The organism is Pseudokineococcus basanitobsidens (genome assembly GCF_037482545.1).
Taxonomy (GTDB): Bacteria; Actinomycetota; Actinomycetes; order Actinomycetales; family Quadrisphaeraceae; genus Pseudokineococcus; species Pseudokineococcus basanitobsidens.
Genome location: NZ_JBBIAA010000006.1, coordinates 56,539 through 81,805, shown reverse-complemented (window position 1 = coordinate 81,805; position 25,267 = coordinate 56,539). Strand labels below are relative to the sequence as shown.

The window sequence follows — 25,267 nt, the reverse complement described above, 5'->3', positions numbered from 1 at the left end:
GACGAGCCCGGGGGACCAGCCGCGAGGCCGGCCCGGCTCAGGCCGCGTCGGCCGTGCTGCGCCCCTCCGCGGCGGCCTGGTCGCGCAGGAGCGCCTGCGCGTCCGGGTTGCTCCGGTAGGCGTCCTCGGCCGCCTTGGCGACGTTGCGCTGCATACCGCCGAACACGACGGCGTGGAAGGGGACGATCCCGATCCAGTAGAGCCGGCCGGGCAGCCCCTGCGGGTGGAAGAGGGCCCGCTGGTGGAAGACGACGGCGTCGTCCGCCGTCCCCGGCCCGAGGCGCCCCGCCTCCTTGGCCTCGGCGCCCGTCTCGACGGACAGGTCGAGCCACGCCAGCCCCGGCAGCCGCATCTCCGCCCGCAGGCGCACGAGCCGACCGGGCTCGATCGCCTCGACGCGCCACCAGTCGAGGGCGTCCCCGACCGACAGGTGCAGCGGGTCCCGGCGGCCCCGCCGCAGCCCCGGGCCGCCGAAGACCTGGTCCATGACCCCGCGGGTCCACCAGCCCAGCTGGAAGGAGTACCAGCCGTTCGTCCCGCCGATGCCCTGCAGGACCGCCCACAGGTGCTGGGCCGGGGCGTCGACGGTCGTGCTGCGGTCGTCGGTGTAGAGGGCCCCGCCGGCCCAGTCGGGGTCGGTCGGCAGCGGGTCGCTCGGGGCGCCCCGCAGGCTCGCGGACCGCCACGTCGTCTCGACCTCGTAGTCGCGGATGCGGGTCAGCGCCAGGCGCACCGACTGCTCGAAGCCGATGAGCCCCTCCTCGGGGTCCGGTACCCACTCCTTGATGTCGTCCTCCTTGCAGACGACGTCGTGGACCAGGCTGCCGATGAGCGGCTTCGCGATGTTCTTCGGGACGGGCGTGACGATGCCGGTCCAGTGGGAGGCGAGCCCCGGCGTGAGCACCGGTAGCGGCACGATGACGCGCGGCCGGAGCCCGGCGGCGGCGGCGTAGCGCTGCATCATGTCGCGGTAGGTGAGGACGTCGGGGCCGCCGATGTCGAAGCCGCGGTTGGTGCCCTCGGGGAGCTTGATCGCCCCGATGAGGTACCGCAGGACGTCGCGGACGGCGATCGGCTGGATCCAGGACCGGACCCACTTCGGCGTCACCATCGCCGGGAGCATGTCCGTGAGGTTGCGCATCATCTCGAACGACGCCGAGCCCGAGCCGATGATGACGGCCGCCTTGAGGACCACCGACGGGACGCCGGAGGCCAGGAAGATGTCGCCGACCTCCTTGCGCGAGCTGAGGTGGTCGGACAGCGCGACGCCCTCGGGGTAGAGCCCGCCGAGGTAGACGACGCGGCCGACGTGCTCGTCCCGCGCCGCCGTGACGAAGGTGCGCGCCGTGTAGCGGTCGAGGTGCTCGAAGTCCTTGCCGGAGCCCAGGGAGTGGATGAGGTAGTACGCGACGTCGACGCCGCGCAGCGCCGACCGGACCTGCTCGAGGTCGTTCGCGTCCGCGTCGACGAGCTCGACGTCGTCGTACCAGGGGCGGTCGCGCAGGCGCTCCGGCCGGCGGGCCATGGCCCGGACCCGGTACCCGGCGCTCAGCAGCTGGGGCACGAGCCGCCCGCCGATGTACCCCGTGACGCCCGTGACGAGGACGAGCGGCGGCTGCCCGTCCGGGCCGGGCGTCGCGACGACGGCGTCGTCGACCGCGGTCGCGTCGTGCGGGACGTCGCCGCCGCGGGTCTCGCTGCCCCCGAGGTCCCCGTCGCCGGGGCCGTGGACGGGACGGTCGGTGCTCGTGCCGGTCTGCTCCGCGCTCGCCATGCCGCCCATGGTCGCTCCGACCGGGTGAGCACGCGCGGCGGTGCGGGCGTCACCCGGTCGGGTGGGTTCCGCTCCTCGGCCTGGTGCCCCGGCGGTCGCCCGAGATGATCGCGTCGTGGCGCGGGGCGGGAGGGACGACGACGGGTCGTCCGTCGTGCTCGACCTCGAGGGGCTGCCGACGACGTGGCGGACCTCGCAGGCGCGGTGGATGCCGTGGGTGTGGGGTTCCTACGCCGGCCTCGCCGCCCTCCAGGTGCTGCTGGTGGTGACCGACGACGGAGACCTCGACGTGACGCGCCTCCTGCTCTACGTGTTCCAGCTGGTCCTGGGCCTGGTGGGCGTCGCGGTCGGCAGGAGCTCGGCCGTGCGGCTCGGCGCGACGGGCTTCCGCGTCGGGAGCACCCCGACGGGAGGACGCCTGCGCCCGTGGTCGCGTGTCGCCGAGGTCCGCCCGCCGGGCCCGTGGACGAAGCACGCCGAGATCCGGGGCACCCGCGGGGCGGACGTCCCGGTCGCCCTCGTCGGGATGACGGCGGAGCAGGCGACGGACCTGCAGCGCCGCCTCCTCGAGGCCCGGGCGCGCGTGGGGCAGGGGGCGTGACGGACGGGGCCGCAGGTCCGGGCACCCCGCTGCTCGTGGACGTCGACGGGCTGCCCGAGCGTCTCGAGGTACCGACGACGAAGGGCCAGCGGCGCTTGGCGTGGGGCAACGTCGGCCTCGGCGTGGCCTACGGACTGCTGGCTCTGCTCTTCATGGAACCGCGGGTCGTCTGGCTGGGGCTCGGGACCGGCTACCTGGTCTTCGGCGTCCTGGGGCTCGTGCTTCTGCCGCGCGCCCATCTCGCGCTGACACCTGAGGGTGCGCGCCAGGTCAGCGCCCTGGGCCGCGGGCGGCTCACGCCGTGGTCCGCCGTCGCCGAGGTGCGGCCGCCGGACACCTTCCACCCGTCGTCGCACCTGCGGTTCCCGGGCGGCCGCTTCGCCGAGACGACCGACCTCCCCGGCCTCTCGGCGGACGACGCCCGCGAGCTGCAGCGCCGCCTCGTCGCCGCACGGGAGGGCGCCGGCGCCCGTCCCGCCGCGGACGGCTGCGGTTCCTGAGGCTCTCCGGCGCCTCAGGGCACCCGCGCGACGTTCAGCCCCAGGCGGTCGCCGAGGAAGGCGAGGACGTCCGCGGTCAGGCCCGTCGACCGGCTGATCGACCGGGCGCCGTGGCCGACGTCCGCCTCGCGGCGCAGGAGGACCGGGGCCTCCTCGACGGGCCGGGCCGTCGCCGCCTGCAGCGCCGCGCACGTCTTGCGGGCGTGCAGCGGGTCGACCCGGCTGTCGCCGTCGAAGACGGTGAAGAGCACCGCCGGGTACGGCTCGTCGGCGCGGACGTGGTGGTACGGCGAGTGGGCGAGCAGCCAGCGGAGCTGCTCCGGGTCCTCGGCGTCGCCGTACTCGCCGGCCCACGTCCGCCCGAGCCCGTGGAGCTGGTAGCGGACCATGTCCAGCAGCGGCGCCGAGCACACCACCGCGGCGTACGCCGCCGGCCGGCGGGTCAGCGCGGCGCCGACGAGCAGGCCGCCGTTGGAGCCGCCGTAGATCCCGAGGCTCTCCGTCGTCGTCCAGCCGCGGTCGACGAGCGCGTCGGCGGCGGCCTCGAGGTCCTCGTAGACGCGCGGCTTGTGCGGGCCCATGCCGGCGCGGTGCCAGTCCTCGCCCTCCTCGCCGCCGCCACGCAGCCCGGCCTCGGCCCACACCCCGCCGGAGCGCACCCAGGCGAGGGTCGTCGCCGACCAGGACGGGCGCAGCGAGATGCCGAAGCCGCCGTACCCGTAGAGCACGAGCGGGGCGCTCGCGCGCGGGTCCCCCTCGGCGTCGAGCGCGTCGGTGCGCGCGGTGACGAGCACGCGCACCGTCGTGCCGTCGGTGCTCGTCACCTCGAGCTGCTGCGTGGTCGTCGGCACGTCGGGGTCGTCGGCGCCTCCGTCGGCTGCCCCGGGCGGGCCCTCGACGAGCTCGAGGGACCCGGTGCGCGCGTCGTAGCGGTGGACGTGCGGCAGGGTCGTCGGGTCGGTGAACGTCAGCCACGCCTCGTGCCCGCCCTCGGGCCGTGACACCAGGCCCCCGACGCTGCCGGTCCCGGGCAGCGCGACCTCGGCGCGCTGGGTGCCGTCGGCCAGGTCGTGCACCGTGACGCGGCTGACGGCGTGCGTCGTCCACGCCGCGAGCAGGACGGGGGCCTCCCCGAGCTCGGGGCCGTCGAGGACGGTCCAGCCCTCGAGGACGGCGTCGTCGCGCTCGGGCAGGAGGTCCCGCCAGTGCTCGGGCGTCGGAGCGTGCGGGTCGGCGACGGCGAGGCGGCCCCGCGGTGCCCCGAGGTCGGTGCTCACGTAGAGCCGGCCGTCACGGCTCACCCGTGCCGACGTGCTCGCGTCCGCCCCGATGACGACCTCGTGCAGCGGGGGAGCGGTGGCCGCGGCGGAGCCCTCGCCGAGGTCGGCGAGCCAGACGTCGCTGCGCGGGTCGGTGCCGACGGACGCCGTCACGGAGAGCCAGCGGCCGTCGCGGGAGACCGAGACGCCGAAGTACGTCCGCAGGTCCTGGCCGGCGCCGAAGACCTCGACCTCCTCGGACTCCGGCGCGCCGACCGTGTGCAGCACGACGCGGCGGTGGAACTGCTCCTCGCCGTCGGGGACGAGGTCGGGCGCGAGGCGGCGCACGCAGTAGAAGGCACCCCCGCCCGGCAGCCACGCGACGGGGGAGTAGCGGGCGCGGTCGAGCGGCCCGTCGACGACCTCGCCGCTCGCGACGTCGAGCACGCGCAGCACGCTCTCCTCCGAGCCGCCCTCGGAGAGCTGGTAGGCGAGCAGGTCCCCCTCGACGCTCGGCTGCCAGGCGTCGAGCGTCGTCAACCCGCTCGCGTCGAGCGCCACGGGGTCGACGAGGACCCGCTCGACCTGCTCGCCGTCCGGGTCGTGCGCGTCGACGGGCTCGCGGACGAGCAGGACGCCGTGCTCGGCGCCGGGCTCGCGCCGGGTGGAGAAGCGACGCGCGCCGCGCCAGACCGGGACGCCGACCGCGCCGGCGCCGAGCAGTTCATGGAGCCGCTGCTGCACCTTGTCCCGGCCCGTCCACCCCGTCCGGTGCTCGGCGAGCAGCGCGTCCTGCGCCGCCGACCACGCGCGGGTCTCGTCCGTGCCGGCGTCCTCCAGCCAGCGGTAGGGGTCGGTGACCCGTGCCACGGGGTCGGCCGTCGGCAGCGCCTCGACGAGGTCGTCGCGCCGGGCCGTCGGGTACGGCTGCGGGGTCGTGGACGCCTGGGCGCCGTGCCGGGGGAGGTCGCCGGGGGTGGTCACGGCCGCACGGTAGGCGAGCGCCGCGAGGCGACCTGCAGAAGTACCGGTCGCTCCACGTCCCCGCAGGTCAGAGCCCTCTGGTGCGCCGCGGGAGGACCTTCTGCAGGTCGCCTCGCCGCCGGGCGGAGCCCGACCCGAGGGCGCCGGGTCACGCGCGGTAGAGGCCCTCGGCGTACGACGGGCCGTAGTAGCGCTCCAGCTCGTCCGGCGTGGCCTCGGGGCGCTCGAGCTCGCGCGCGATCTGCGGCCTCGCCGGGACGGCGTCGGGCTCCCAGCTCTCCGGCTCCCACAGCCTCGAGCGCAGGAACGCCTTGGCGCAGTGGTGGAAGACCTGCTCGACCTCGACGAGCAGCGCCAGCGAGGGCCGGTGGCCGCGCACCACGAGCTCGCCGAACCACGGCGCCTCGCGGACGAGCCGCGCGCGACCGTTGACGCGCAGCGTGTCCCCGCGGCCCGGCACGAGGAAGAGCAGGCCGACGTGCGGGTTGGCCAGCACGTTGCGGAAGCCGTCGACGCGGCGGTTGCCCGGCCGCTCGGCCAGGGCGAGGGTGCGGTCGTCCAGGACGAGCACCGAGCCCGCCGGGTCGCCCTTCGGCGAGACGTCGCACGTCCCGTCGGCGCCGGCGGTGGAGAGCAGCCAGAACGGCGAGGCCGCCAGCCACCGCCGGTCGAGGTCGTGCAGGCGGTCCCGCTCCTTGCGGACGGCGCCCGCCGACGGCTCGCCCACCAGCGTCCGCAGCTCGGCCTCGTCGGCGACCTCGACGACGTCCCGCCCGTGCTCCCGCTCGTCCACGGCGGTCATCCTCCTCCGGACGGCGTGCGCGGCGGTCGCTCCTCGACGGCGCGCGCGAGAGCCGCTCAGGGCTCCTCGGCCGCCAGCCGATGGTGCACCCAGACGTTCGGCTCGACGTAGACGGCGTGGTCGTGCTCCACGCTGACGTGCAGCGGGGCGAGCGCACCGGGGACGGCGACGTCGCCCGAGGCGTCGAGGGGCAGGCCCGTCCAGGAACGCCACTGCGCCAGCGTGCCCGGCACGGTCATCGACGCCGGGCAGACCCCGACGACGCGGGCGCCGGCGCGGACGTGGACGCGCAGCCACGGGTCCTCGGGCAGCCCGTCGGGGCGGCGGCGGGCGACGTGATCGGCCAGCGGCAGGAGGGGGTCGGCCGTGCCGGTGGGGCGGACCGGCGCGACGAGGTCACGGAAGCCGCACCGGCGCACCACGTCCCGCCCGGCGCGCAGCAGGTGCGCGGACAGCCCGCGCCCGCGGTGGTCCGGGTGCAGCCGGGCCTCCAGCAGCGAGACGGCCGTCAGGGCCGTCCCGGCCCGGGCGTCGTCCTCGGACCTCTCCTGCACGGCGTCCCAGCCGCGGGCCGGCAGGTCCTCGTCCGCGCCGGACCAGGCGAACGGCGTCGCGACGAGCCGGCCCAGGACCGCGCCGTCGGCGTCGAGCAGGAGGACCTGCAGCTCGGGCGAGCGCTCCAGCGCGCGCCCGAAGAGCCTCTCCCCGACGGGATCACGCTCCATGAACGTCGGCCACGGCGTCGGCAGCGCCCACTGCGCGGCGAGCAGGTCGGGACGCTCCGCCAGGGTCGTCGTGCGCAGGCCGGCGGGCAGGTCGTCGGGGGCCACGGGCCCGACCGTAGGGCGGACGGCGGCGGTGCGGCCCCCTGCGCCGCACCGCCCGCCGCCTGCCGCCCGGGCGGCGGGCGCCCCTGCCTCAGGCGGCCATCGCCGCGACCGGCGGGACCCGCGCGGCCCGGCGGGCCGGGAGCACCGAGGCCGCCATGCCGGCGAGCGTGGCGAGCGCCACCACCGCGAGCACCCGCAGCCACGGGACGTCGACGACGACCGGCGCCTGCGCCGCCAGGGCGGAGGCCGTGCCCGCGACCCCGAAGACGACCCCGAGCGCGACCCCGAGGACCGAGGCGACGCCGGCGACCAGGCCGGCCTCCCACAGCAGCGTCCGGCGGACGCCGCTCGCCGGCTGGCCGAGCGCCCGCAGCAGCCCGAGCTCCTGGCGGCGCTCCACGACCGACAGCGCGAGGGTGTTGCCGACGCCCACGAGGGCGATGACGACGGCCACGCCGAGCAGGGCGGTGACGACGAGCAGCAGGACGTCGAGGACCTGGTCCAGCCCCTGCCGGGCCAGCACCGCGCCCGCGACGTAGGCGCCGGGCGCGGCCTCCGCCGCGACGTCGGTGACGGCGTCGACCGCGTCGCCGGCGGCGGACCCGTCCGGCTGCGCCACCGACGCCCAGACCTGCACCACCGGCGGCGCGCCCACCAGCGCGGACAGCTGCGCGGCGCTCACCACGGGCAGGTCGCTGCGCCCCCCGACCCGGACGACGAGGTCGGCCGAGCCGTCCGCACCACCGGCGATCACCACGTCGCCGTCCGCGAGCCCGTTCACCTCGGCGTAGCCGGGGCCGACCCGGACCTCCCCGTCGGCGGGCGCCCGCGCGGTCGCCGACCGCACGACGTCGTCCGCGTCGCCGCCCAGGCCGAGCACGGCCTGGCCGCCGGTCCCGCCGAGGTCCACCTGCCCGCCGGTCACGGCGACCGCGCCGCTGACGCCCGGGGCCGCGGCGACCTCCCGCGCCAGGCCGCCGGGCAGCCCGCCGCCCCCGCCGAAGAGGGCCTCGTCGTCCACGACCTGCACGTCGGCCGGGTACTGGGCCTCCAGCTCGGCCGTCGTCGTCGCCCGGGTGGACGCCGCGCCGACGAGGAAGGTGCTGACGAGCGTGACGCCGACGAGCAGCGCCGTCGCGGTCGCCGCGGTCCGGCGGGGCACGCGCACCGCGTTCCGCGCCGCGAGGCGGCCCGGGACGCCGCCGGCACGGGCGAGGAGCCGGCCCGCCAGGCCGACGGCCGCGGGCACGGCGCGCTGGCACAGCAGGACGACGCCGAGGAAGGTCGGGACCCCGCCGGCCAGGCCCAGGAGCAGCTCGCCGTGCACCGAGGCCAGGACGAGCACCGCGGCGCCCGGCAGGAGGAGGGCGAGGCCGACCACGAGCCGCAGGACACCGCCGCGGGAGCGCAGCGGGGCCGGGTCGAGGGGCCGCAGCGCGGCGAGGGGGGCGACCCGCGTCGCCGCGCGCGCCGGGCTGGTCGCCGCCACGACCGTCACGAGCGTGCCCACGGCGAGGCCGGCCGCGACCGACCACCACGGCACGGCGAGGCCCTGGAGGGGGATCGGGCTGCCGAGGCGTCCGGCGACGGCCGAGCCCGCCGCGGCGAGGCCCACCCCGAGGGCGGTGCCGAGCGCGGACGCGGCCACCCCCGTCACGAGCGCCTCGAGGAGGACGCCGCGGCGGACCTGGCCCGTCAGCGCGCCCACGCACCGCAGCAGCGCGAGCTCGCGCGTCCGCTGCGCCAGCAGCACCGCGAAGGTGTTGGCGATGACGAGCCCCGCCACGAGCACCGACACGACGGCGAAGGCGAGCAGCACCGTCACCAGCTGCAGGGCACCGCCGGTCTGGTCGTCGACGAGGCGGTCGGTGAAGGCGGCCCCCGTCTCCGCGGTCACCGGGACGTCGAGGGCGTCACCCGCGGCGCGTCCGACCGCCTCCGCCAGCGCCGCCGGGTCCGTCCCCGGCGTGGCGGCGACGCGCAGCTCCGACGGCGGCCACACCGCCCACGTCGCCGCCTGCTCCGCGGTGACGGCGACGAGCGGGGTGACGCCCGCCTGCGGGTCCCCCGCCGGGTCGAGCACGCCGACGACGTCGAGCTCCTCCGCGGGGGCCTCCGCAGGCGCCGCGCCGTCGGTGGTCGACGGGGCGGGAGGGGTGAGGGTCACGACGTCGCCCGGCGCGGCGTCCACGCGTTCGGACACGGCGACCTCGCCGGGGCGCTCGGGCAGGCGGCCGGCGAGGACCCGCTGCCAGCGCAGCGGCGAGCCCGGCGGCTCCACGGCCCGGACGTCGACGTACGTGGCCCCACCCCCGTCCCCGGCGGCGAGCTCGGCGGACACGTCGGGGTCCGGCGCGACGGCGGCGACGCCGTCGACGGCGCGTACCGCGTCCACCGCGCCGGCCAGCGACGGCGGCTGCGCGAGCTCGTCGTCCGAGTCCTCGGGCCGCACCTGCGTCGGGGCGCTCACGACGACGGCGGCGGCCGTGTACGGCGCGGCCAGGGCGGCGCGGACGCTCGCGCTCGCCGTCGCGCCGCCCACGAGCGTCACGACGACGAAGGCCACGGCGATGACGACCGCCGTGGCGCCGGCCAGGAGCCGACCGGCGTGGTGGTGCAGCTGGGCCAGGCTGACGCGCAGCACGGCTCAGCCCCCCAGCGCCGCGAGCGCGGCGAGCACGGACTCGGTGGTCGGGTCCCGGACCTCGCCGGCGAGGCGGCCGTCGGCGAGCAGGACCACGCGGTCGGCGTACGACGCGGCGACCGGGTCGTGGGTGACCATGACGACGGTCTGGCCGGTCTCGCGCGCCGCGCTGCGCAGCAGCGACAGGACCTCCGCCCCCGCGCGGGAGTCGAGGTTGCCGGTCGGCTCGTCGGCGAAGACGACGTCCGGGCGCGGCAGCAGCGCCCGCGCGACGGCGACGCGCTGCTGCTGGCCGCCGGAGAGCTCGGCGGGGCGGTGGCCCAGCCGGTCGCGCAGCCCCAGGCGCCCGACGACCTCGTCGTGCCACGCCGGGTCGGGGGAGCGCCCGGCGAGCGCCAGCGGCAGGAGGACGTTCTCGCCGGCGCTGAGCACGGGCAGGAGGTTGAACGCCTGGAAGACGAAGCCGACGCGGTCCCGTCGCAGACGGGTGAGCTGCTTCTCGCGCAGGCGCGTGATGTCGGTCGGGCCCACCCAGACCCGGCCGGACGTCACCGTGTCGAGGCCGGCGAGGCAGTGCAGCAGCGTGGACTTGCCGGAGCCCGAGGGCCCCATGACGGCGGTGAACGACCCCCGGGCCACGCAGACGTCCACCCCGTCGAGCGCGGTGACGGCGGCGTCCCCGCGCCCGTGCACCTTCCGGAGGTCCTCGGCGCGGACCGCGGCCGTGGTCGTCTCGGGGGTCGTCTCGGTCGTCCTCCCGGTGGCCGACGTGGTCGTCGACGTGGTGGTCGTCCGGGGGCGCCCGTCCGGCGCCGTGCCGGCGTCGGTCGGGAGGGGCGGGGCGGGTGGCACGGGAGACCTCCGGGTCGGTGCGGGCGACCCCCTCGCCGGGAGCCGCAGCGGACGCCTCCGACGCTAGGGACGCCGCCGTCCCACCGCGTCGCCCTCAGGTCTGCTCCCCGGCAGCAGCTCTCGTGCTCCTGAGGTCGCACGGCCGGCTCCGCGGGACGCCCCGGGGGTCAGACCCTGGTAGGACCCCGGTCGGAGCCCCGAGCCGGCACGGACGCCGGACGGGCGGGTCAGTCGGCGGCGTCGCGCAGGAGGTCCTCGGGGCGGACCAGGCCGCAGCGGTAGGCGAGGACGACGGCCTGGACCCGGTCGCGCGAGCCCGTCTTGGCCAGGACCCGGCCGACGTGCGTCTTGACGGTGGCCTCGGAGACGAAGAGCCGGGCCATGAGGTCGGCGTTGCTGGCGCCCCGCGCCATGAGCTCCAGCACCTCCCGCTCGCGGGGCGTGAGCGCCGCGAGCGCGGCGGCGTCCGCCGCCAGGGGGGAGGACGCCGCGGTCGCGGCCGTCCCGCCGGCGTCCTCGGCGCCGGTGCGACCTCCCGCCAGCAGCGGGCCGACGTGCTGCAGGAGGGCCCGGGTCGCCCGGGCGGCGATGACGGCGTCGCCGGCGTGGACGGTCCGGACGGCGCGCAGCAGCTCCTCCGGCTCGGCGTCCTTGAGCAGGAAGCCGCTGGCCCCCGCCCCGATGGCCGCGACGACGTACTCGTCGAGGTCGAAGGTCGTCAGGACGACGACCTTCGGCGCATCCGGCCGCGCCGTGAGCCGCCGGGTGGCCTCGAGGCCGTCCATCCGGGGCATGCGGACGTCCATGAGCACCACGTCGGCGTCGACGTCGGCGAGGAGCTCCAGCGCGGCGGCGCCGTCCCCGGCCGCCCCGACGACGACGAGGTCCGGCTGGCTGTCGATGACCATGGCGAAGCCGGTGCGGACGAGGGGCTGGTCGTCGACGAGGACGACGCGGACCGCCTCACCGGGCTCGTCCCCGCCCGTCACCGGGCCACCTCGGGGGCGGTGGTGGCGGGCGGCGCCACCGGCGGGGCGTCGTCGGGCAGCAGCGCGCGGACGCGCCAGCCGCCGCCCCGCGCCGGGCCGGCGTCGACGCGGCCGCCCACGAGAGCGGCTCGCTCGCGCATGCCGACGAGCCCCTGCCCGCCGGGGGGTCCCGGCGGGGCCCCGGCCCCACGACCGTCGTCGAGGACCTCGACCTCGACGACGCCGTCGAGCCACCGCAACCGGACCTGCGCCCGGGCGCGCGGCCCCGCGTGCTTGAGGACGTTGGTCAGGGCCTCCTGCGTGATCCGGTAGACGGCCAGCCCGGGGCTGGGCGGCAGCGGCCGTCGCTCGCCCTGCTCGTCCAGGACGACGTCGAGCCCGCCGTCGCGCACCGCCTCGACGAGGTCGCCGAGGTCGCCGGAGCCGGGCTGCGGCGTCCGTCGCGCGCCCTCGTCGTGCCGCAGGACGCCGAGGAGGCCCCGCATGTCGGCGAGCGCCTGCCGGCCTGTCCCGGCGATCGTCTCGAGCGCGGTGACGGCCGCCGCCGGGTCCACCCGGGCCGCGTAGCGACCCCCGTCCGCCTGGGCGACGACCACGGAGAGGGAGTGCGCGACGACGTCGTGCATCTCGCGGGCGATGCGCGCCCGCTCGGCGGACGCCGCGATGACGGCCTGCTGGTCACGCTCGGCCTCGAGCAGCCGCGCCCGCTCGGCCAGGGCGGCCTCGTGGCTGACGCGCGTGCGGCTCAGCTGGCCGACGGACCACGCGGCGAGGACCAGGAGCGCCATCGCCGCGGCGGCGAACAGCCCGGCCGGTTGGCTGCCTGCCGACGAGCCGCCCACCGGCAGGCCGCCGAGGAAGCGCATCCCCGCGGCGACCGCCGCCGCGAGGCCGACGGCGAGGACGAGACGGCCGTCCCGGCGGGTGCCGCGGGCGGTGACGGCGTGCACGGTCACGAGCACGGCGACGAGACCGGGGTTGAACAGGTCCCCGCCGACGAGCACGACGAGGCCGGCGGCGACGACCAGGACGAACGTGAGGCGGGGCGCCACCCGTCGCCAGGCCAGCGGCACCACGAGCAGCACCTGCTGGACGACGAGCGGGACGGGGCCGGCCGAGACCTGCCCGGCGACCAGGAGCACGAGCAGCAGCAGCAGCGCCCCGGCCGCCGTCGCGTCCACCGCGAACGGGTGGGCCCGCAGCCACGCGGCGGTGCGGTCGAAGGCCGCCTCCGGCTCCGGGGGGCGGCGACGGCCGTCCCGGTCGACCCGCCGCGGACGGACCCGCCGCGGGCCGACCGGCTGCGGGTCGACCCGCTGCGAGCTCCGGGGGCCGGGGCGGGCCCGCTCCCGGCGCGCGGGTGCCAGGCCCTCGTACCGGCCCCCACGACCGTCGACGCCGTCCACGCCGCGACTGTAGGAGCGGGCACCCGGCCCCGGCGTCAGACCGCGGTCGGAGGTGCGACGGGGCGCCGGTGCGCCGGGCCGTCGTCGCGGGCGCCCCCACCGCAGGTACGAAGAGCCCGCGCAGGGTCCACCCCGCCCGCCTCTGGCACGATCGACGCGCCTCACCGCCCTCGGCGGTCGCCCTGCGGCGCGGGCAGCCGACGACCTGAGCACCCCGACGACCTGAGCACCCCGACGGATGGAGCACCGTGCCCGACGACGCCACCCCCTCGACCCGGCTCGTCGAGCTCGCAGAGCGGTACGGGGTCGCCGTCGAGTACGACGACTGGCAGGGCCGTCACGTCGACGTCCCCGCCAGCACGGTCGTCGCCGTCCTCGCCGCGCTCGACGTCGACGCGGACGGGGACGACGCCGTCGAGGCAGCGCTCGTGGCGCACGACGAGGCGCCGTGGCGGGCCACCCTGCCGCCCGTCGTCGTCCTGCGCGACGGGCGCGTCGGCGAGGTGCGCGTCCACGTGCCGCACGGGGAGCCGGTCGACTGCGAGCTCGTCCTCGAGGAGGGCCGCACCGTCCCGCTGTCCCAGCTCGACCGCTGGGGCGGACCGCGCGAGGTCGACGGCGCGCCCGTCGGGCGGGCGACGTTCGCCGTGCCGGCCGACACGCCGCTGGGCTGGCACGAGGTGCGCGTGCGCGTCGGCGCCGACCGCGGCGGCGAGCCCACGGCCACGGCCCCGCTCGTCATCACGCCGTCCCGCCTGGAGCTGCCGGAGGGCGTGCGCGACGGGCAGCACTGGGGCCTCATGGTGCAGCTGTACTCGGTGCGCTCGCGCCTGTCGTGGGGGCTCGGCGACCTCGCCGACCTCGCCGAGCTGGCGAGCTGGAGCGGCGGCGAGCACGGCGCCGACTTCGTGCTCGTCAACCCGTTGCACGCCGCCGAGCCGGTGGCGCCGATGGAGCCCTCGCCGTACCTGCCGACGACGCGCCGCTTCGTCAACCCGATGTACGTCCGGGTCGAGGACGTCCGCGAGACGGCCTACCTGCCGTCCACCGACCGCGCGCTGCTGGAGTGGGCGGCCGAGGAGCAGAGGTCGGCGTCGGCCGCCGGCGCGCTCGTCGACCGGGACGCCGTCTGGGCCGCGAAGCGCTCGGCGCTGCGGACCGTCTTCGACGCCGGGCGCACCGCCGCGCGCGAGGCCGCCTTCGCCGCGTTCCGCGCGCGCGAGGGCCAGGGGCTCGGCGACTACGCGACGTGGTGCGCGCTCGCCGACCGCTTCGGCCTGCCGTCCTCGCGGTGGCCGGCGGAGGCGCACGAGCACGGCACGCCCGCGCACGCCCGGCTGCGCGCGGACGTGGCCGACGACGCCCGCTTCCACGAGTGGCTGCAGTGGGTCGTCGACGAGCAGCTCGAGGCCGCCCAGCGGACGGCATCCCGGGCCGGCATGGCGCTCGGCGTCGTCCACGACCTCGCCGTGGGGGTGCACCCGCTCGGCGCGGACACGTGGACGCTCGGACCGGCCCTGGCGCGGGGGATCACCGTGGGCGCGCCGCCGGACGCCTTCAACCAGCAGGGCCAGGACTGGAGCCAGCCGCCGTGGCGGCCCGACGGGCTGGCCCGGCTGGGCTACGCGCCGTACCGCGACATGGTGCGCACCGTCATGCGGCACGCGGGCGGCGTCCGCGTCGACCACGTGATGGGGCTCTTCCGGCTGTGGTGGGTCCCCGCGGGGCTCGGCCCCGAGGCCGGGACGTACGTCCGCTACGACCACGAGGCGATGGTCGGGATCCTCGCCCTGGAGGCGCAGCGCGCCGGTGCCGTCGTCGTGGGCGAGGACCTCGGCGTCGTGGAGCCGTGGGTGCGCGACCACCTGCGCGAGCGCGGGGTGCTCGGGACGTCGGTGCTGTGGTTCGAACGCACGGACGACGGCTCGCCGCTGCCGCCGGAGCGCTGGCGCGAGCTGTGCATGGCGACCGTGACGACGCACGACCTGCCGCCGACGGCCGGCTACCTCGCCGGCGAGCACGTCGACCTGCGCGACCGGCTGGGTCTGCTCACCCGTCCGGTGGAGGAGGAGCGTCGTGTCGACGAGGCCGACCGCGCCTCCGTCCTGGCCCAGCTGGCCGAGCGCGGGCTCGTGCCGGAGGACCCGACCGAGCGGCAGCTCGTCGACGGCCTGCACCGGCTGCTGCGCGCCTCGCCGAGCCGTCTGCTCGGCGTCTCGCTGCCGGACATGGTGGGGGAGAGGCGGACCCAGAACCAGCCCGGCACCTACGACCAGTACCCCAACTGGCGCGTGCCCCTCGGGGACGGCGCCGGCGACCCGGTCCTGCTCGAGGACCTGCCACGCAACCCCCGCGTGCGCTCGGTGCTGGAGGCGCTGCTGGGCGACGCCCCCGAGCAGTGACCCGACGCGGTGACCCGACGCGGTGACCCGACGCGCTGACCTGGCACGCCCGTCCCCACCGCGCCGCCACACTCGGCCCATGGTCCAGCTGCGTCCCCAGCGCCCCGACGACCTCCCCCTGCTCCTCGGCTCGTCCCGCCCCTACGACGTCGGCCCGACGTCGCCGCGCGTCGAGCCGGGCCCCTGCGACCTGGGGACCGCCGGCGTGCTCACCGTCCTCGACGACGCCGGCGCCGTGGCCGGTGAGGTGACCTGGCGCTGGGACACCCGCCGCTGGGGTCCGGGCACCGCCTCGGGCTGCCCGGTCGTCGGCGTCTGGCTGCGCCCGGACGCGCGGGGCCGGGGGACGGGGGCCGTCGCCCTGGAGGCCCTCGTGGAGCTCCTGTGGCAGCACACCACCGCCCACCGCGTGGAGGCGCACGTCGACGCCGCCGACGCGGCCGGACGGAGGACCTGCGAGACGGCCGGCCTCGCACCCGAAGGCGTCGTCCGCGGCGCCCGGTGGCGTCGGGGTGAGTACCGCGACGTCGCGCTCCTCGCCGTCCTGCGCACCGACCGCCCACCCGCCGGGTCGTCCGCCTCCGGCGCGTAGGTCGCCGGGCTGCGTCCTCCCGCGACGACGTCCGCCCCGGTCAGGGTGCGCCCGCAGCCCCGACGTGGCCGCAGACCGGGGTGCAGGTAGGGGACGAGCCGACGTGTCAGCCCCGGGAGCGGCGGTCCAGCTCCTGCGCGCGGCGGGCGCGCTCGACCCCGTCCCGGTTCTCGGCGGTGAGCCGGCGCAGGCCCGAGGGCGCCTGCGGGTTCGCCTCCAGCCAGGCCGTCGTGCGCCGCACGAGGTCCGCGCCGTCGGCCTGGTCGGGGAACAGGCCCAGGACGACCTGCTGCGCGGTCTCGTTGGTGCGCTCGTCCCACACGCGGGCGACGGAGGAGAAGTAGCGGTCGACGAAGGGCGCGAGCAGCTCGGGGTCGTGCCCGCGCGAGAAGCCGTCGATCGCCGCCGCCTGGAGCGCGACGGTCGCCTCCCCGCGGTCCACGACGGAGGCCCAGACCTCCTCCTTGACCGCGGGGTCGGGGCGGGCGGCGCGGGCGGTGACGGCGAGCCGCCCGCCCCGGGCGGTCCGGTCGCGCCCGGCCATGGCGTCCACCTCGGCGAGGTCCGCGTCGCCCGCGGCGACGAGGTCGGTCAGCAGCTCCCACGCCAGGTCGACGTCGACGTCGAGGCCGGGCAGCGGCGCGCGCCCGTCCAGGACGCCGCGCACCGCCGACAGCTGGTCGGGCGTGCTGGCGTGCGACGCAGCGGCCTTCAGCAGCTGCAGCTGCAGGTCGCTGCCCGGCTGCGCGCCCCGGGTGGCCTCCAGCAGGCGCCCGGCGACGTCGGCCCGCAGCGCGGCGCGGTGCTCCGGCGCCGTGTAGAGGCGCAGCGCGGTCGCGAGCTGGCGCAGCAGCACGAGCACCACCGAGGAGTCCGTCTCGGACGCGACGCCGCGCAGGGCCAGCGCCACGAAGTCGCCGACGGGGGTCTCGGCGTCGCGCGCCATGTCCCACACGGAGGACCAGACGAGCGTCCGCGCCAGCCCCTCGTCCAGCTGCGGCAGGTGCTCCACCGCGGTGCGCAGGGACTGCGGGTCCAGGCGCACCTTGGCGTAGGCCAGGTCGTCGTCGTTGAGCAGGAGCAGCGCGGGCCGTCGGTGCCCGACCAGGTCGGGCACCTCGGTGCGCCCGCCGTCGACGTCGAGCTCGACCCGGTGGGTGCGGCGCAGCCGGCCGCCCTCCAGCTCGTAGCACCCGACCGCGAGACGGTGCGGGCGCAGGACGGGGTGCTCCGCCGGGGCCTCCTGCAGCACGGCGACGGACGTCATGACCCCGTCGTCGTCGACCTCGAGCTCGGGGCGCAGCGTCGTGACGCCGGCCTGCTCCAGCCACAGCGAGGACCACGAGCGCAGGTCGCGGCCCGAGGTCGCCTCGAGCTCGACGAGGAGGTCGCCGAGCTCCGTGCTCCCGTGGGCGTGGGCGCGGAAGTAGCGGCGCACGCCCTCGTCGAAGTGCTCGCGACCCACCCAGGCGACGAGCTGCTTGAGCACGCTCGCGCCCTTGGCGTAGGTGATGCCGTCGAAGTTCACCTCGACGTCCTCGAGGTCGCGGATGTCGGCGACGACGGGGTGGGTCGAGGGCAGCTGGTCCTGCCGGTAGGCCCAGGACTTCTCCATCATCGAGAACGTGGTCCAGGCCGACGACCACCGGGTGGCCTCCGCGGTGGCGAGGGTGGAGGCGTACTCGGCGAAGGACTCGTTGAGCCACAGGTCGTCCCACCATCGCATCGTCACGAGGTCGCCGAACCACATGTGCGCCAGCTCGTGCAGGACCGTGACGGCGCGGCGCTCGACCATCGCCTCGGTCACCCGGCTGCGGAAGACGTAGTCCTCGAGGAAGGTGACGGCGCCCGCGTTCTCCATCGCCCCGGCGTTGAACTCGGGCACGAAGAGCTGGTCGTACTTCGCGAAGGGGTAGGCGAGGTCGAAGAGGTCCTCGTAGTGGGCGAAGCCCCGGCGGGTGAGGTCCATGAGCTCCGCGGCGTCGAGGTGCTCCGCCAGCGAGCGCCGGCACAGGACGCCGAGGGGGACGGTCCGCCCGTCGCGGCTGGTGAGCTCGCCGTCCACCCGGTGGTACGGGCCGGCGACGACGGCCGTGACGTAGGAGGCGAGGCGGGGCGTCGGCTCGAAGGACCACGTCGCCCGACCGGGGCCCGCCGTCGAGGGCTCGGGCGTCGGGGAGACCGACACCACCGTCCAGTGGTCGGGCGCCGTGACCGTGAAGGTGAAGGACGCCTTCAGGTCGGGCTGCTCGAAGACGGCGAAGACGCGGCGGGAGTCGGCCACCTCGAACTGGCTGTAGAGGTACACCTCGTCGTCGACGGGGTCGGTGAACCGGTGCAGGCCCTCGCCCGTCGTCATGTACGCGCAGTCCGCGACGACGCGGACGACGTTCTGCTCGGCGAGGCCGTCGAGCCGCACGCGCCCGTCGGCGACGACGTCCGCGGGCTCGCGCCGCTCCCCGTTGACCTCGACCTCGGTGACGGCCGGCGCGATCAGGTCGAGCCACGTCGCGGCGCCCTCGCGGGCGGAGAACCGCACGGTCGTCGTCGACGTGAAGACCTCGGCGCCCCGGGTGAGGTCCAGCGCGACCTCGTAGGTGTCGACGGCGACGAGCGCGGCGCGCTCGCGCGCCTCGTCCCGGGTGAGGTTGGTGCCGGGCACGGCGGGCTCCCTGCGGGTCGTCGGTGCGGGCGCGAGGCCCACGGCTGGTCGGCTGCCGCGGCGGCGCGCCCCCGGCCCGGTGCGCGCGCGGTGCAGCAGCGCGTCGGAATGCTGCCACGCCGCCGTGCGCTCAGCCCGGCATGAGCGAGCAGACCCCGCAGCAGGCCCCCGGCCGGTCGTCCGACGAAGGGCGGCAGCAGGCCGAGTTCTGGTTCGACCCCGTGTGCCCGTGGGCGTGGATGACGTCCCGCTGGATGATGGAGGTGGAGCGGGCGCGCCCCGTCGACGTCACCTGGAAGGTGATGAGCCTCTCGGTGCTCAACGAGGGCAGCGACCTGCCCGAGGAGTACCGGACGATGATGGACCGCGCGTGGACCCCCGTCCGCGTCGTCACCGCCGCCGCCGTCGAGCACGGCAGCGAGCACGTCAAGCCGCTCTACGACGCCATCGGCACCCGCGTGCACCCCGGTGGCCGCACGGACTACCGCGAGGTCGTCGCCGAGGCCCTCGCCGAGGTCGGGCTCCCGGCGTCGCTGCTGGAGGCGGCGGACACGGACCGCTACGACGAGGCGCTGCGGGCCAGCCACGCCGAGGGCATCGACCGGGTCGGCCAGGACGTCGGCACCCCGGTCGTGGCGGTGGCGGGGACCGCCTTCTTCGGGCCCGTGGTCACCCCCGCCCCGAAGGGCGAGGCCGCCGGGCAGCTGTGGGACGGCGTCGTCGCCGTCGCCTCCACCCCCGGCTTCTACGAGCTGAAGCGCACGCGCGACTCCGGGCCCGTCTTCGACTGACGGCGCCCTCCCCTCGGCGGCGCGGGCGAGGGGTCGCCGCGGCAGCCGCGCCGGCCCCCCGTGCAGGGCCCCGGACCGGGCAGGTCCGGGGCCCTGCTGCGTCACGGACGCCGGGCGGGCCCGGCCGTCGACCCCGGGAAAACTCCTCGGCCGTCGTCGGTGCCCCGGGCTAGCGTGGCGCGACCGGTCCGGACGGGCGCCCGCGGGGCGCCGCCGCCGGTCGTCCGCGGGCGAGGAGGGGACAGCCGTGCGCAGCGCCGGTGCCGAGGAGGTCGCCGCGTCCGACCGGAGCCCCGCGACCACCGCGCCCCACGACCGGCACCGGCTGCCCCGGGCCGCGGCCCCGTCCGCGCACCCGCCCGCGGCCGTGGGGCCCGCGCCCCTCGACGGCCGGCGCCTCGCCGGGCGCAGCTCGTGGCTGGCGCTGGGGGCGGCGGTCGTCGCCGCCGTGGCCGAGACCGTCGGTGCCGTGCTCGCCGGCCGGGCCGCCGAGGGCCCGACCACGGCCCTGGTCGTCGCCCTGGGCGCCGTGCTCGTGGGCGCCGGCCTGCTGGACACGGCGGGGCGCACCCTGTTCTCCGGGGTCGTCGGCCGCGCCGAGGGCCGCCTGCGGGGAGACCTCGTCGACCGCGTCCTCGGGCAGCCCGTCGCCGCGCTCGAGGAGCAGGGGGTCGGCGAGCTCTTCGACCGCGTCGACGACGACGCCTGGCAGCTGTCGTCGCTGCTGCGGACGGTCGGGTGGGGCACCGGGCGCGCGGCGCTGCGCAGCGTGGCCTCGTGGGTCGCGGCCGGGCTCCTGTGGTGGCCGGCCTTCGTCGCCTTCCCGCTCGTCGCCGCCCTCGCGTGGCTCGCCGTCCGCCGGCGCGCGCCGGAGGTCGCCCGGCTGAAGGTCCTCGAGGAGGTCGCCTGGTCCGAGCACTCCTCGCACCTGGAGGAGTCCGTCGCCGGGCGGGACGACGTCCGGACGTCGCTCGGGCAGCCGCACGTCCTCCGCCAGTACGCGCGGCGCGGCCGGGAGCTGCTGGACCGGGTCCGGGCCACGAGCCGGGTGGCGGCCGGCCTCGCGGCGCGGGCGGGCCTCGTCCTGCATGCGATGCTCGGGGCCCTCGTCGTCGTCGGTGTCGCCCTCGTGGGCGGTGGTGACCTCGACCTCGCCCGGCTCTTCGCGCTGTGGGTCCTGGTGTCCGGCTTCGTCGCGCAGCTCGCGCAGGTGAGCAACAACCTCCCGGACATCCAGGAGGGGCTCGGTGCCCTCGCTCGCATCCGCCAGCTGCTGTCGACGGACCAGGAGCCGGTGGGCGGCGCCCCGCTGCCGGCCGGCCCCGCCCGGGTCGAGCTCCGCGGCCTGTCGGTCGGCTACGAGGGGGGCTTCGCGCTCGACGGCGTCGACCTGGTCGTCGAGGCCGGGACGACGTGCGCGCTCGTCGGGCGCAGCGGCTCGGGCAAGTCGACGCTGGCCAAGGCGCTCTCGCGCGCGGTCGAGCCCGCGCCCGGGAGCGTGCTCGTGGGCGGTGTCGACGTGGTGCGGGCGGACGTCGAGCAGCTGCGCCGCGCGGTCGGGGTCGTCACCCAGCGCACCGAGCTGCTCGCCGCGAGCCTCGCCGACAACATCACCCTCTTCGCCGACGTGCCGGACGGCGCCGTCGAGGGCGCCGTCCGGGCCCTGGGCCTGCAGGCGTGGGTGGACGCGCTGCCCGACGGCCTCTCCACGCGGCTCGGCACCGGCGGGACGACCCTGTCCGCCGGGGAGGAGCAGCTCGTCGCCTTCGCGCGGCTGCTCGTGCGCGACGTGTCGCTCGTCGTCCTCGACGAGGCGACCGCGCGGATGGACCCGCAGACCGAGGCGCTCGTCACCGCCGCGTCCGAGCGGCTGCTCTCCGGCCGCACCGGCGTCGTCATCGCCCACCGCCTCTCGACGACGCGGCGCTGCGACGCGGTGGCCGTCCTGGAGGCCGGCCGGCTGGTCCAGCACGGCCCCCGCGCGGTGCTGGCGCGGGAGCCGGGACCCTTCCGGGACCTGCTGCGCGCCTCCGGCGAGCCCGGACCGGAGGCGGGACCGGAAGCGGGACCGGAGGTGGGACCGGGCGCGGGGGCGGGCCCGGGCGCAGGGCCGGGCGCGCCGGCGGACGCGCCGGCCCACCGGGCACCCCGCCGGAGCCCGAGGCCGTCCGGGCCGGAGCCGCGCACCTCGCTGCCGCGCACGGTCCTGCGGGTCCTGCTCACGCACCGGCGCTGGGGGCTGACGGGGACGCTGGGCTTCCTCGGGCTGTCGCTGCTGGGGGCGGCCGGCGCGGTCACCGGGTGGCTCTGGGGGGACGTCGTGGCCGCGCTGGAGGCCGGGAGGCCGCCCTGGCCCCTCGTGCCGCCGCTGCTGCTCGCCGTCCTGCTCTCGCCCCTGTGCCTCGTGGTCGCCTTCCGCGTCTACCCGCTGTGGTGGGTGGCCGTCTCGCTGCGCCTGCGGATGGCGGTGCTGCGCGGGCAGACCGAGCAGCGCCGCCTCGCCCGCACCACGCCGGGCGAGGTGACCGCCCGCGCCCTCGACAGCGACCGGCTGATGATCTACGCGGACCGGTGGGTGGACGTGACGATCGGCGTCCTCGTCGTCGTCGTCACGTCGCTGGCCGCGCAGGAGAGCCTTCTCGCCGGGTCGGTCGTCGCGGGCGTGCTCGTCGGCTCGGCGCTGGTGTCGGCGCTGGGGGCGCCCGCCGTCGGCCGCGCCGCCCGGGTCGCGGGCGACCAGCGCACCGTCTTCGGCTCGTCGCTCGTCTCGGCGCTGGACGCCGTGCGCACCGTCAAGCTCGCCGCCGCCGTCGGCCCCGTCCGCCGGCACCTCGCCGGCGTGGACCACGTCCGGGTCCGCGCCTCGGTGCACGAGAACCGGCTCAAGGCGCTGCTGGAGGGCGTCCCGGTCGTCCTCGTGCAGGTGGGCGTCGTCGCCGGGTGGGTCCTCTACCTGGTCGGCGTCTTCGACCTGTCGACCGCCGTGCTCGTGACGACGGCGGTCACGGGCTCGGCGTGGTTCGGCACGGTCGCCGGGGCGGCCATCACGGAGATCCCCGTCGCCCGCCGCTGGCTGCGGGCCGCCTCGGCCCTCGCCGGCCGCGGCGACCTCGTGACCCTCCCCGCCGGCGTCGACCTCGTCGCGGGCTCCGCGCCGGCGCCGCCCGAGGTGCCCCGCACGCCGCTGCGCCGGCTGAGGCTGGAGGGCCTGTCCGCCGTCCACGAGGACGGCACGGTCGGCGTCGCCGGCGTCGACCTCGAGCTCGCCTCGGGCGAGCTCGTGCTGCTCGTGGGCCGGGTCGGTGCCGGCAAGTCGAGCCTGCTCGGCGCCCTGGCGGGGCTCGTCGACCACGAGGGCCGGCTGCTGTGGAACGGCTCCGACGTCGACGACCCGCAGGTCTTCCTGCGCCCGGGCCAGGTGGCCTGGGTCGGTCAGGTGCCGCGGGTCCTGTCCGGGACGTTCGCCGACAACGTCGTGCTCGACCACGCACGCGCCGCCGACGGGGCGCTCGCCGACGCCCGCATGGGACCGGACGTCGAGCGCGCCGGCGGGCACTCCGCCCTCGTCGGCCACCGCGGCGTCCGCCTGTCCGGCGGTCAGGTGCAGCGCCTCGCCCTCGCGCGCGCTCTCGCGACGGAGGCCGAGCTGCTCGTGGCGGACGACGTCTCCTCGGCCCTGGACGCGCGCACCGAGGTGGAGCTGTGGGAGGCGCTGCGCAGCCGCGGCACGACGGTCGTCGGCTCGACGTCGAAGCGGTCCGCGCTGGCGCGGGCGGACCGCGTCGTCGTGCTCGAGGGCGGCCGGCTCGCCGCCACGGGCACCTGGGCCGAGCTCGAGGGCCGCTGGGGCCACCTGGCCGGGTGACCTGGCCGGGTGACCTGGCCGGGCCGCCCTCACACGAGGATGCGGACGAGCCGGTCGCCGTCGCGCTCCTCGTGCTCGGGCAGCCGCAGGACGTCGGGGTCGTCGGCCGCCACCCGCCAGGCCGTCCAGGCGGCCGCGGCGGCGTCGAGGGCGTCGTCGAGCGCGAGGTCCGTCGGGGCGGCGAGCAGCGCGTCGTCCAGCGCCCGTCGGCCGCAGGCCAGCCCGGTCGGGCCGGCGAGGACGTCGAGGCGCTGGCACGCGCCGCGGGCGCTGCGCTTGGGGGCCGGCACGGGCCCCGCGGCCCGCGTGAAGGACAGCTCGGGGTGGACCTCGACGAGGACGGGGGCGTCCGGCCCCGACCACCGCGGCAGGTGGGCGTCCCAGCGGCGCACGTGCCCCAGGAGGGCGAAGGCCTGCGCGCTCGGGGTCGGTGAGCCCAGCCGCCGGGCGAGCGCCCGGGCGTCGGCGTAGGTGCCGCCCGCCTCGACGACCTCCCGGACGGGGGTCATGAACAGGCGCGACCCGGCGGCGCGCGCGTCCTGCGCCGGGCTCCGGCGCGCCGCGGCGACGAGGTGCGCGCGGGCGGCGACGTCCGCCCCGCGGTGACCGCGGGCCGCGAGCCCCAGCGGCAGGTCCAGGCCGACCGTCGCCGCCCCGGCGGCCCGCGCCGCCACCAGCACGGCCTCCGGGTCCGCGAGGACCGCCAGGACGGGCGGCTCGCCCGGCCCCGCCCACGTGCACGCCGCCCAGGCGCCGCGCGCCCCGTCCACGCCCATCACCACGGTCACGGACGGAGACTGGCGCGCCTCGCCCGCCGGTGCGAGCCCCGCGTGTGCTGTGATCGCGCCCATGCGCGTCCACGTCGCCACCGACCACGCCGGGTACGAGTTCGTGCACGACCTCGCGGACCACCTGCGGGCGGAGGGGTACGAGGTCGTCGACCACGGGCCGGACCACCTCGACGCCGAGGACGACTACCCGGCGTTCTGCATCGCGGCGGGGGAGGCGGTGGTGGCCGACCCGGGCAGTCTCGGCGTCGTCGTGGGCGGCAGCGGCAACGGCGAGCAGATCTCGGCGAACAAGGTGGTGGGCGTGCGGGCGGCGCTGGCGTGGAACCTCGAGACGGCCCGCCTGGCCCGCCAGCACAACGACGCCAACGTCGTGGCCGTCGGCGCCCGCCAGCACTCCGTCGAGGAGGCCACGGCCATCGTCGACGCCTTCCTCGCCGAGCCGTTCTCGCAGCAGGAGCGGCACGTGCGCCGCATCGCGCAGGTCGGCGCCTACGAGCGGGACGGGCGCGCGCCGGCGCCGACCCCCCGTCCCGCCGCCGGCTCCGGCAGCGGGACCGGCGCCTGAGGTGCCCGAGGGGCACACCGTCCGCCGGCTGGCCGACGTCTTCCGGCGCGACTTCGCCGGCCAGGTGCTGCACGTCGCCAGCCCGCAGGGCCGCTTCGCCGACGGGGCCGCCCTCCTCGACGGCACGGCGCTGCAGCGCACGGAGGCGCACGGCAAGCAGATGTTCCTCGGCTTCGCCGGCGGGCGGTGGCTGCGCGTGCACCTCGGCCTCTACGGGAGGTGGACGTTCGGCACCGGCGAGCCGCCCGAGCCCCGCGGCGCCCTGCGGGTGCGGGTGACGGGGCCCGGCGACGACGGCGAGGGCGTCTGGGCGGACCTGCGCGGACCGACCGCCTGCGAGGTCGTGACGACGGCCGAGAAGGAGGAGGCCCGGGCGCGCCTCGGACCGGACCCGCTGCGGCGCGATGGTGACGGTGACGCCTTCGCCGCCCGGCTGGCCCGCAGCCGGACCTCCGTCGCCGCCCAGCTGATGGACCAGAAGGTCGTCGCCGGCGTCGGGAACGTGTACCGGGCGGAGGTGCTCTTCCGCGTGCGCCTGGACCCCTTCGCGCCCGGCACCGAGGTCGGCGCCGAGCGGGCGCGGGCGCTCTGGGACGACCTCGTCGTCCTGCTCCGCGACGGCGTCCGGCGGGGGGCGATCGTCACGACGCTGCCCGCGGACCGTCCGGAGGGCCGGCGGCGCGGCCGGGTCCGGCGCGAGGACGCGCACTACGTGTACCGCCGCGACGGCCTGCCGTGCCGGGTGTGCGGGGCGACCGTGCTGACCCGCGAGCTGGTCGGCCGCAACCTCTTCTGGTGCCCGGTGTGCCAGGCGGGCCTGCCCGACGTCGCGCCGGCGCCCGTGGACCTCGCCGAGGCACCCGCCGACGCGGCGTCCGCCCAGGGGGGCGCCCGCGACGGGGCGCGCGCCGCTCTGTAGCGGCGCCCCGCGGCGGCGCGGGCGCCGCGGCCTCGGGGG

Annotated in this window: 18 protein-coding genes; 8 read left to right on the top strand and 10 right to left on the bottom strand. The window is 77.7% G+C overall.

The genetic code is table 11. The annotated features are described in order from the left end of the window. Positions 1-37: 37 nt before the first annotated feature. The gene (locus WDZ17_RS07920; protein WP_339574603.1) at positions 38-1,774 is read right to left on the bottom strand and encodes an SDR family oxidoreductase; all 1,737 of its coding nucleotides are present in this window, start codon (positions 1,772-1,774) and stop codon (positions 38-40) included. Between the two features lie 115 nt (positions 1,775-1,889). Between WDZ17_RS07920 and WDZ17_RS07915 the strand changes: the two genes are divergently transcribed. Next, entirely contained in the window at positions 1,890-2,375 is a 486-nt protein-coding gene (locus WDZ17_RS07915) for a hypothetical protein (protein ID WP_339574602.1), read from the top strand. Continuing rightward, on the top strand, positions 2,372-2,875 hold the full coding sequence (locus WDZ17_RS07910; protein WP_339574601.1) for a hypothetical protein: 504 nt from the start codon (positions 2,372-2,374) through the stop codon (positions 2,873-2,875). The genes WDZ17_RS07915 and WDZ17_RS07910 overlap by 4 nt, the downstream gene beginning before the upstream one ends. A gap of 14 nt (positions 2,876-2,889) precedes the next feature. On the opposite strand, the gene WDZ17_RS07905 is transcribed toward WDZ17_RS07910, so the two are convergent. The 7 genes from WDZ17_RS07905 to WDZ17_RS07875 all read right to left on the bottom strand — a co-directional run bounded on the left by WDZ17_RS07905 (position 2,890) and on the right by WDZ17_RS07875 (position 12,641). Beyond that, on the bottom strand, positions 2,890-5,118 hold the full coding sequence (locus WDZ17_RS07905) for a prolyl oligopeptidase family serine peptidase (RefSeq protein ID WP_339574600.1): 2,229 nt from the start codon (positions 5,116-5,118) through the stop codon (positions 2,890-2,892). Positions 5,119-5,266: 148 nt separating this feature from the next. Further along, positions 5,267-5,920, bottom strand: coding sequence for a pyridoxamine 5'-phosphate oxidase family protein (locus tag WDZ17_RS07900; RefSeq protein WP_422631886.1), 654 nt, complete (start codon positions 5,918-5,920; stop codon positions 5,267-5,269). Between the two features lie 56 nt (positions 5,921-5,976). After that, positions 5,977-6,750, bottom strand: coding sequence for a GNAT family N-acetyltransferase (locus tag WDZ17_RS07895; protein WP_339574598.1), 774 nt, complete (start codon positions 6,748-6,750; stop codon positions 5,977-5,979). Positions 6,751-6,838: 88 nt separating this feature from the next. Further along, positions 6,839-9,394: an FtsX-like permease family protein gene (locus tag WDZ17_RS07890; RefSeq protein ID WP_339574597.1), complete on the bottom strand. Its 2,556-nt coding sequence runs from the start codon at positions 9,392-9,394 to the stop codon at positions 6,839-6,841. A gap of 3 nt (positions 9,395-9,397) precedes the next feature. Next, entirely contained in the window at positions 9,398-10,246 is an 849-nt protein-coding gene (locus tag WDZ17_RS07885; RefSeq protein ID WP_339574596.1) for an ABC transporter ATP-binding protein, read from the bottom strand. A 227-nt stretch (positions 10,247-10,473) separates the two neighbouring features. After that, positions 10,474-11,154 (bottom strand): response regulator, encoded by a 681-nt coding sequence (locus WDZ17_RS07880; protein WP_422631894.1) that lies wholly within the window; start codon positions 11,152-11,154, stop codon positions 10,474-10,476. 77 nt (positions 11,155-11,231) lie between these two features. After that, entirely contained in the window at positions 11,232-12,641 is a 1,410-nt protein-coding gene (locus WDZ17_RS07875) for a sensor histidine kinase (protein WP_339574594.1), read from the bottom strand. Positions 12,642-12,889: 248 nt separating this feature from the next. Here WDZ17_RS07875 and malQ point away from each other — a divergent pair, with 248 nt between their 5' ends. Both malQ and WDZ17_RS07865 read left to right on the top strand, forming a co-directional pair. Beyond that, the gene (gene malQ / locus WDZ17_RS07870) at positions 12,890-15,043 is read left to right on the top strand and encodes a 4-alpha-glucanotransferase (RefSeq protein WP_339574593.1); all 2,154 of its coding nucleotides are present in this window, start codon (positions 12,890-12,892) and stop codon (positions 15,041-15,043) included. 79 nt (positions 15,044-15,122) lie between these two features. After that, entirely contained in the window at positions 15,123-15,635 is a 513-nt protein-coding gene (locus WDZ17_RS07865; RefSeq protein WP_339574592.1) for a GNAT family N-acetyltransferase, read from the top strand. 106 nt (positions 15,636-15,741) lie between these two features. On the opposite strand, the gene pepN is transcribed toward WDZ17_RS07865, so the two are convergent. Beyond that, positions 15,742-18,297 (bottom strand): aminopeptidase N, encoded by a 2,556-nt coding sequence (gene pepN / locus WDZ17_RS07860; RefSeq protein WP_339574591.1) that lies wholly within the window; start codon positions 18,295-18,297, stop codon positions 15,742-15,744. A gap of 140 nt (positions 18,298-18,437) precedes the next feature. Between pepN and WDZ17_RS07855 the strand changes: the two genes are divergently transcribed. Both WDZ17_RS07855 and WDZ17_RS07850 read left to right on the top strand, forming a co-directional pair. Next, positions 18,438-19,088, top strand: a complete 651-nt coding sequence (locus tag WDZ17_RS07855; protein ID WP_339574590.1) for a mycothiol-dependent nitroreductase Rv2466c family protein — start codon at positions 18,438-18,440, stop codon at positions 19,086-19,088. A 247-nt stretch (positions 19,089-19,335) separates the two neighbouring features. Beyond that, entirely contained in the window at positions 19,336-22,953 is a 3,618-nt protein-coding gene (locus WDZ17_RS07850) for an ATP-binding cassette domain-containing protein (protein ID WP_339574589.1), read from the top strand. 29 nt (positions 22,954-22,982) lie between these two features. Here the strand turns inward: WDZ17_RS07850 and WDZ17_RS07845 are convergent, their stop codons facing one another. After that, positions 22,983-23,741, bottom strand: a complete 759-nt coding sequence (locus tag WDZ17_RS07845) for a DUF429 domain-containing protein (RefSeq protein WP_339574588.1) — start codon at positions 23,739-23,741, stop codon at positions 22,983-22,985. Positions 23,742-23,802: 61 nt separating this feature from the next. On the opposite strand from WDZ17_RS07845, the gene WDZ17_RS07840 reads away from it, so the two are divergent. Both WDZ17_RS07840 and WDZ17_RS07835 read left to right on the top strand, forming a co-directional pair. Next, a complete protein-coding gene (locus WDZ17_RS07840) occupies positions 23,803-24,309 on the top strand; it encodes a ribose-5-phosphate isomerase (protein ID WP_339574587.1) in 507 nt (168 codons plus the stop codon). A gap of 1 nt (position 24,310) precedes the next feature. Continuing rightward, on the top strand, positions 24,311-25,228 hold the full coding sequence (locus tag WDZ17_RS07835) for an Fpg/Nei family DNA glycosylase (protein WP_339574586.1): 918 nt from the start codon (positions 24,311-24,313) through the stop codon (positions 25,226-25,228). The last annotated feature ends 39 nt before the right edge of the window (positions 25,229-25,267 follow it).

Coding starts and splice junctions, on each gene's coding strand:
- WDZ17_RS07920 (WP_339574603.1), bottom strand. CDS start 1,774: ATGGCGAGCGCGGAGCAGACCGGCACGAGCACCGACCGTCCCGTCCAC.
- WDZ17_RS07900 (WP_422631886.1), bottom strand. CDS start 5,920: ATGACCGCCGTGGACGAGCGGGAGCACGGGCGGGACGTCGTCGAGGTC.
- WDZ17_RS07880 (WP_422631894.1), bottom strand. CDS start 11,154: ATGGTCATCGACAGCCAGCCGGACCTCGTCGTCGTCGGGGCGGCCGGG.
- WDZ17_RS07865 (WP_339574592.1), top strand. CDS start 15,123: ATGGTCCAGCTGCGTCCCCAGCGCCCCGACGACCTCCCCCTGCTCCTC.
- WDZ17_RS07855 (WP_339574590.1), top strand. CDS start 18,438: ATGAGCGAGCAGACCCCGCAGCAGGCCCCCGGCCGGTCGTCCGACGAA.
- WDZ17_RS07840 (WP_339574587.1), top strand. CDS start 23,803: ATGCGCGTCCACGTCGCCACCGACCACGCCGGGTACGAGTTCGTGCAC.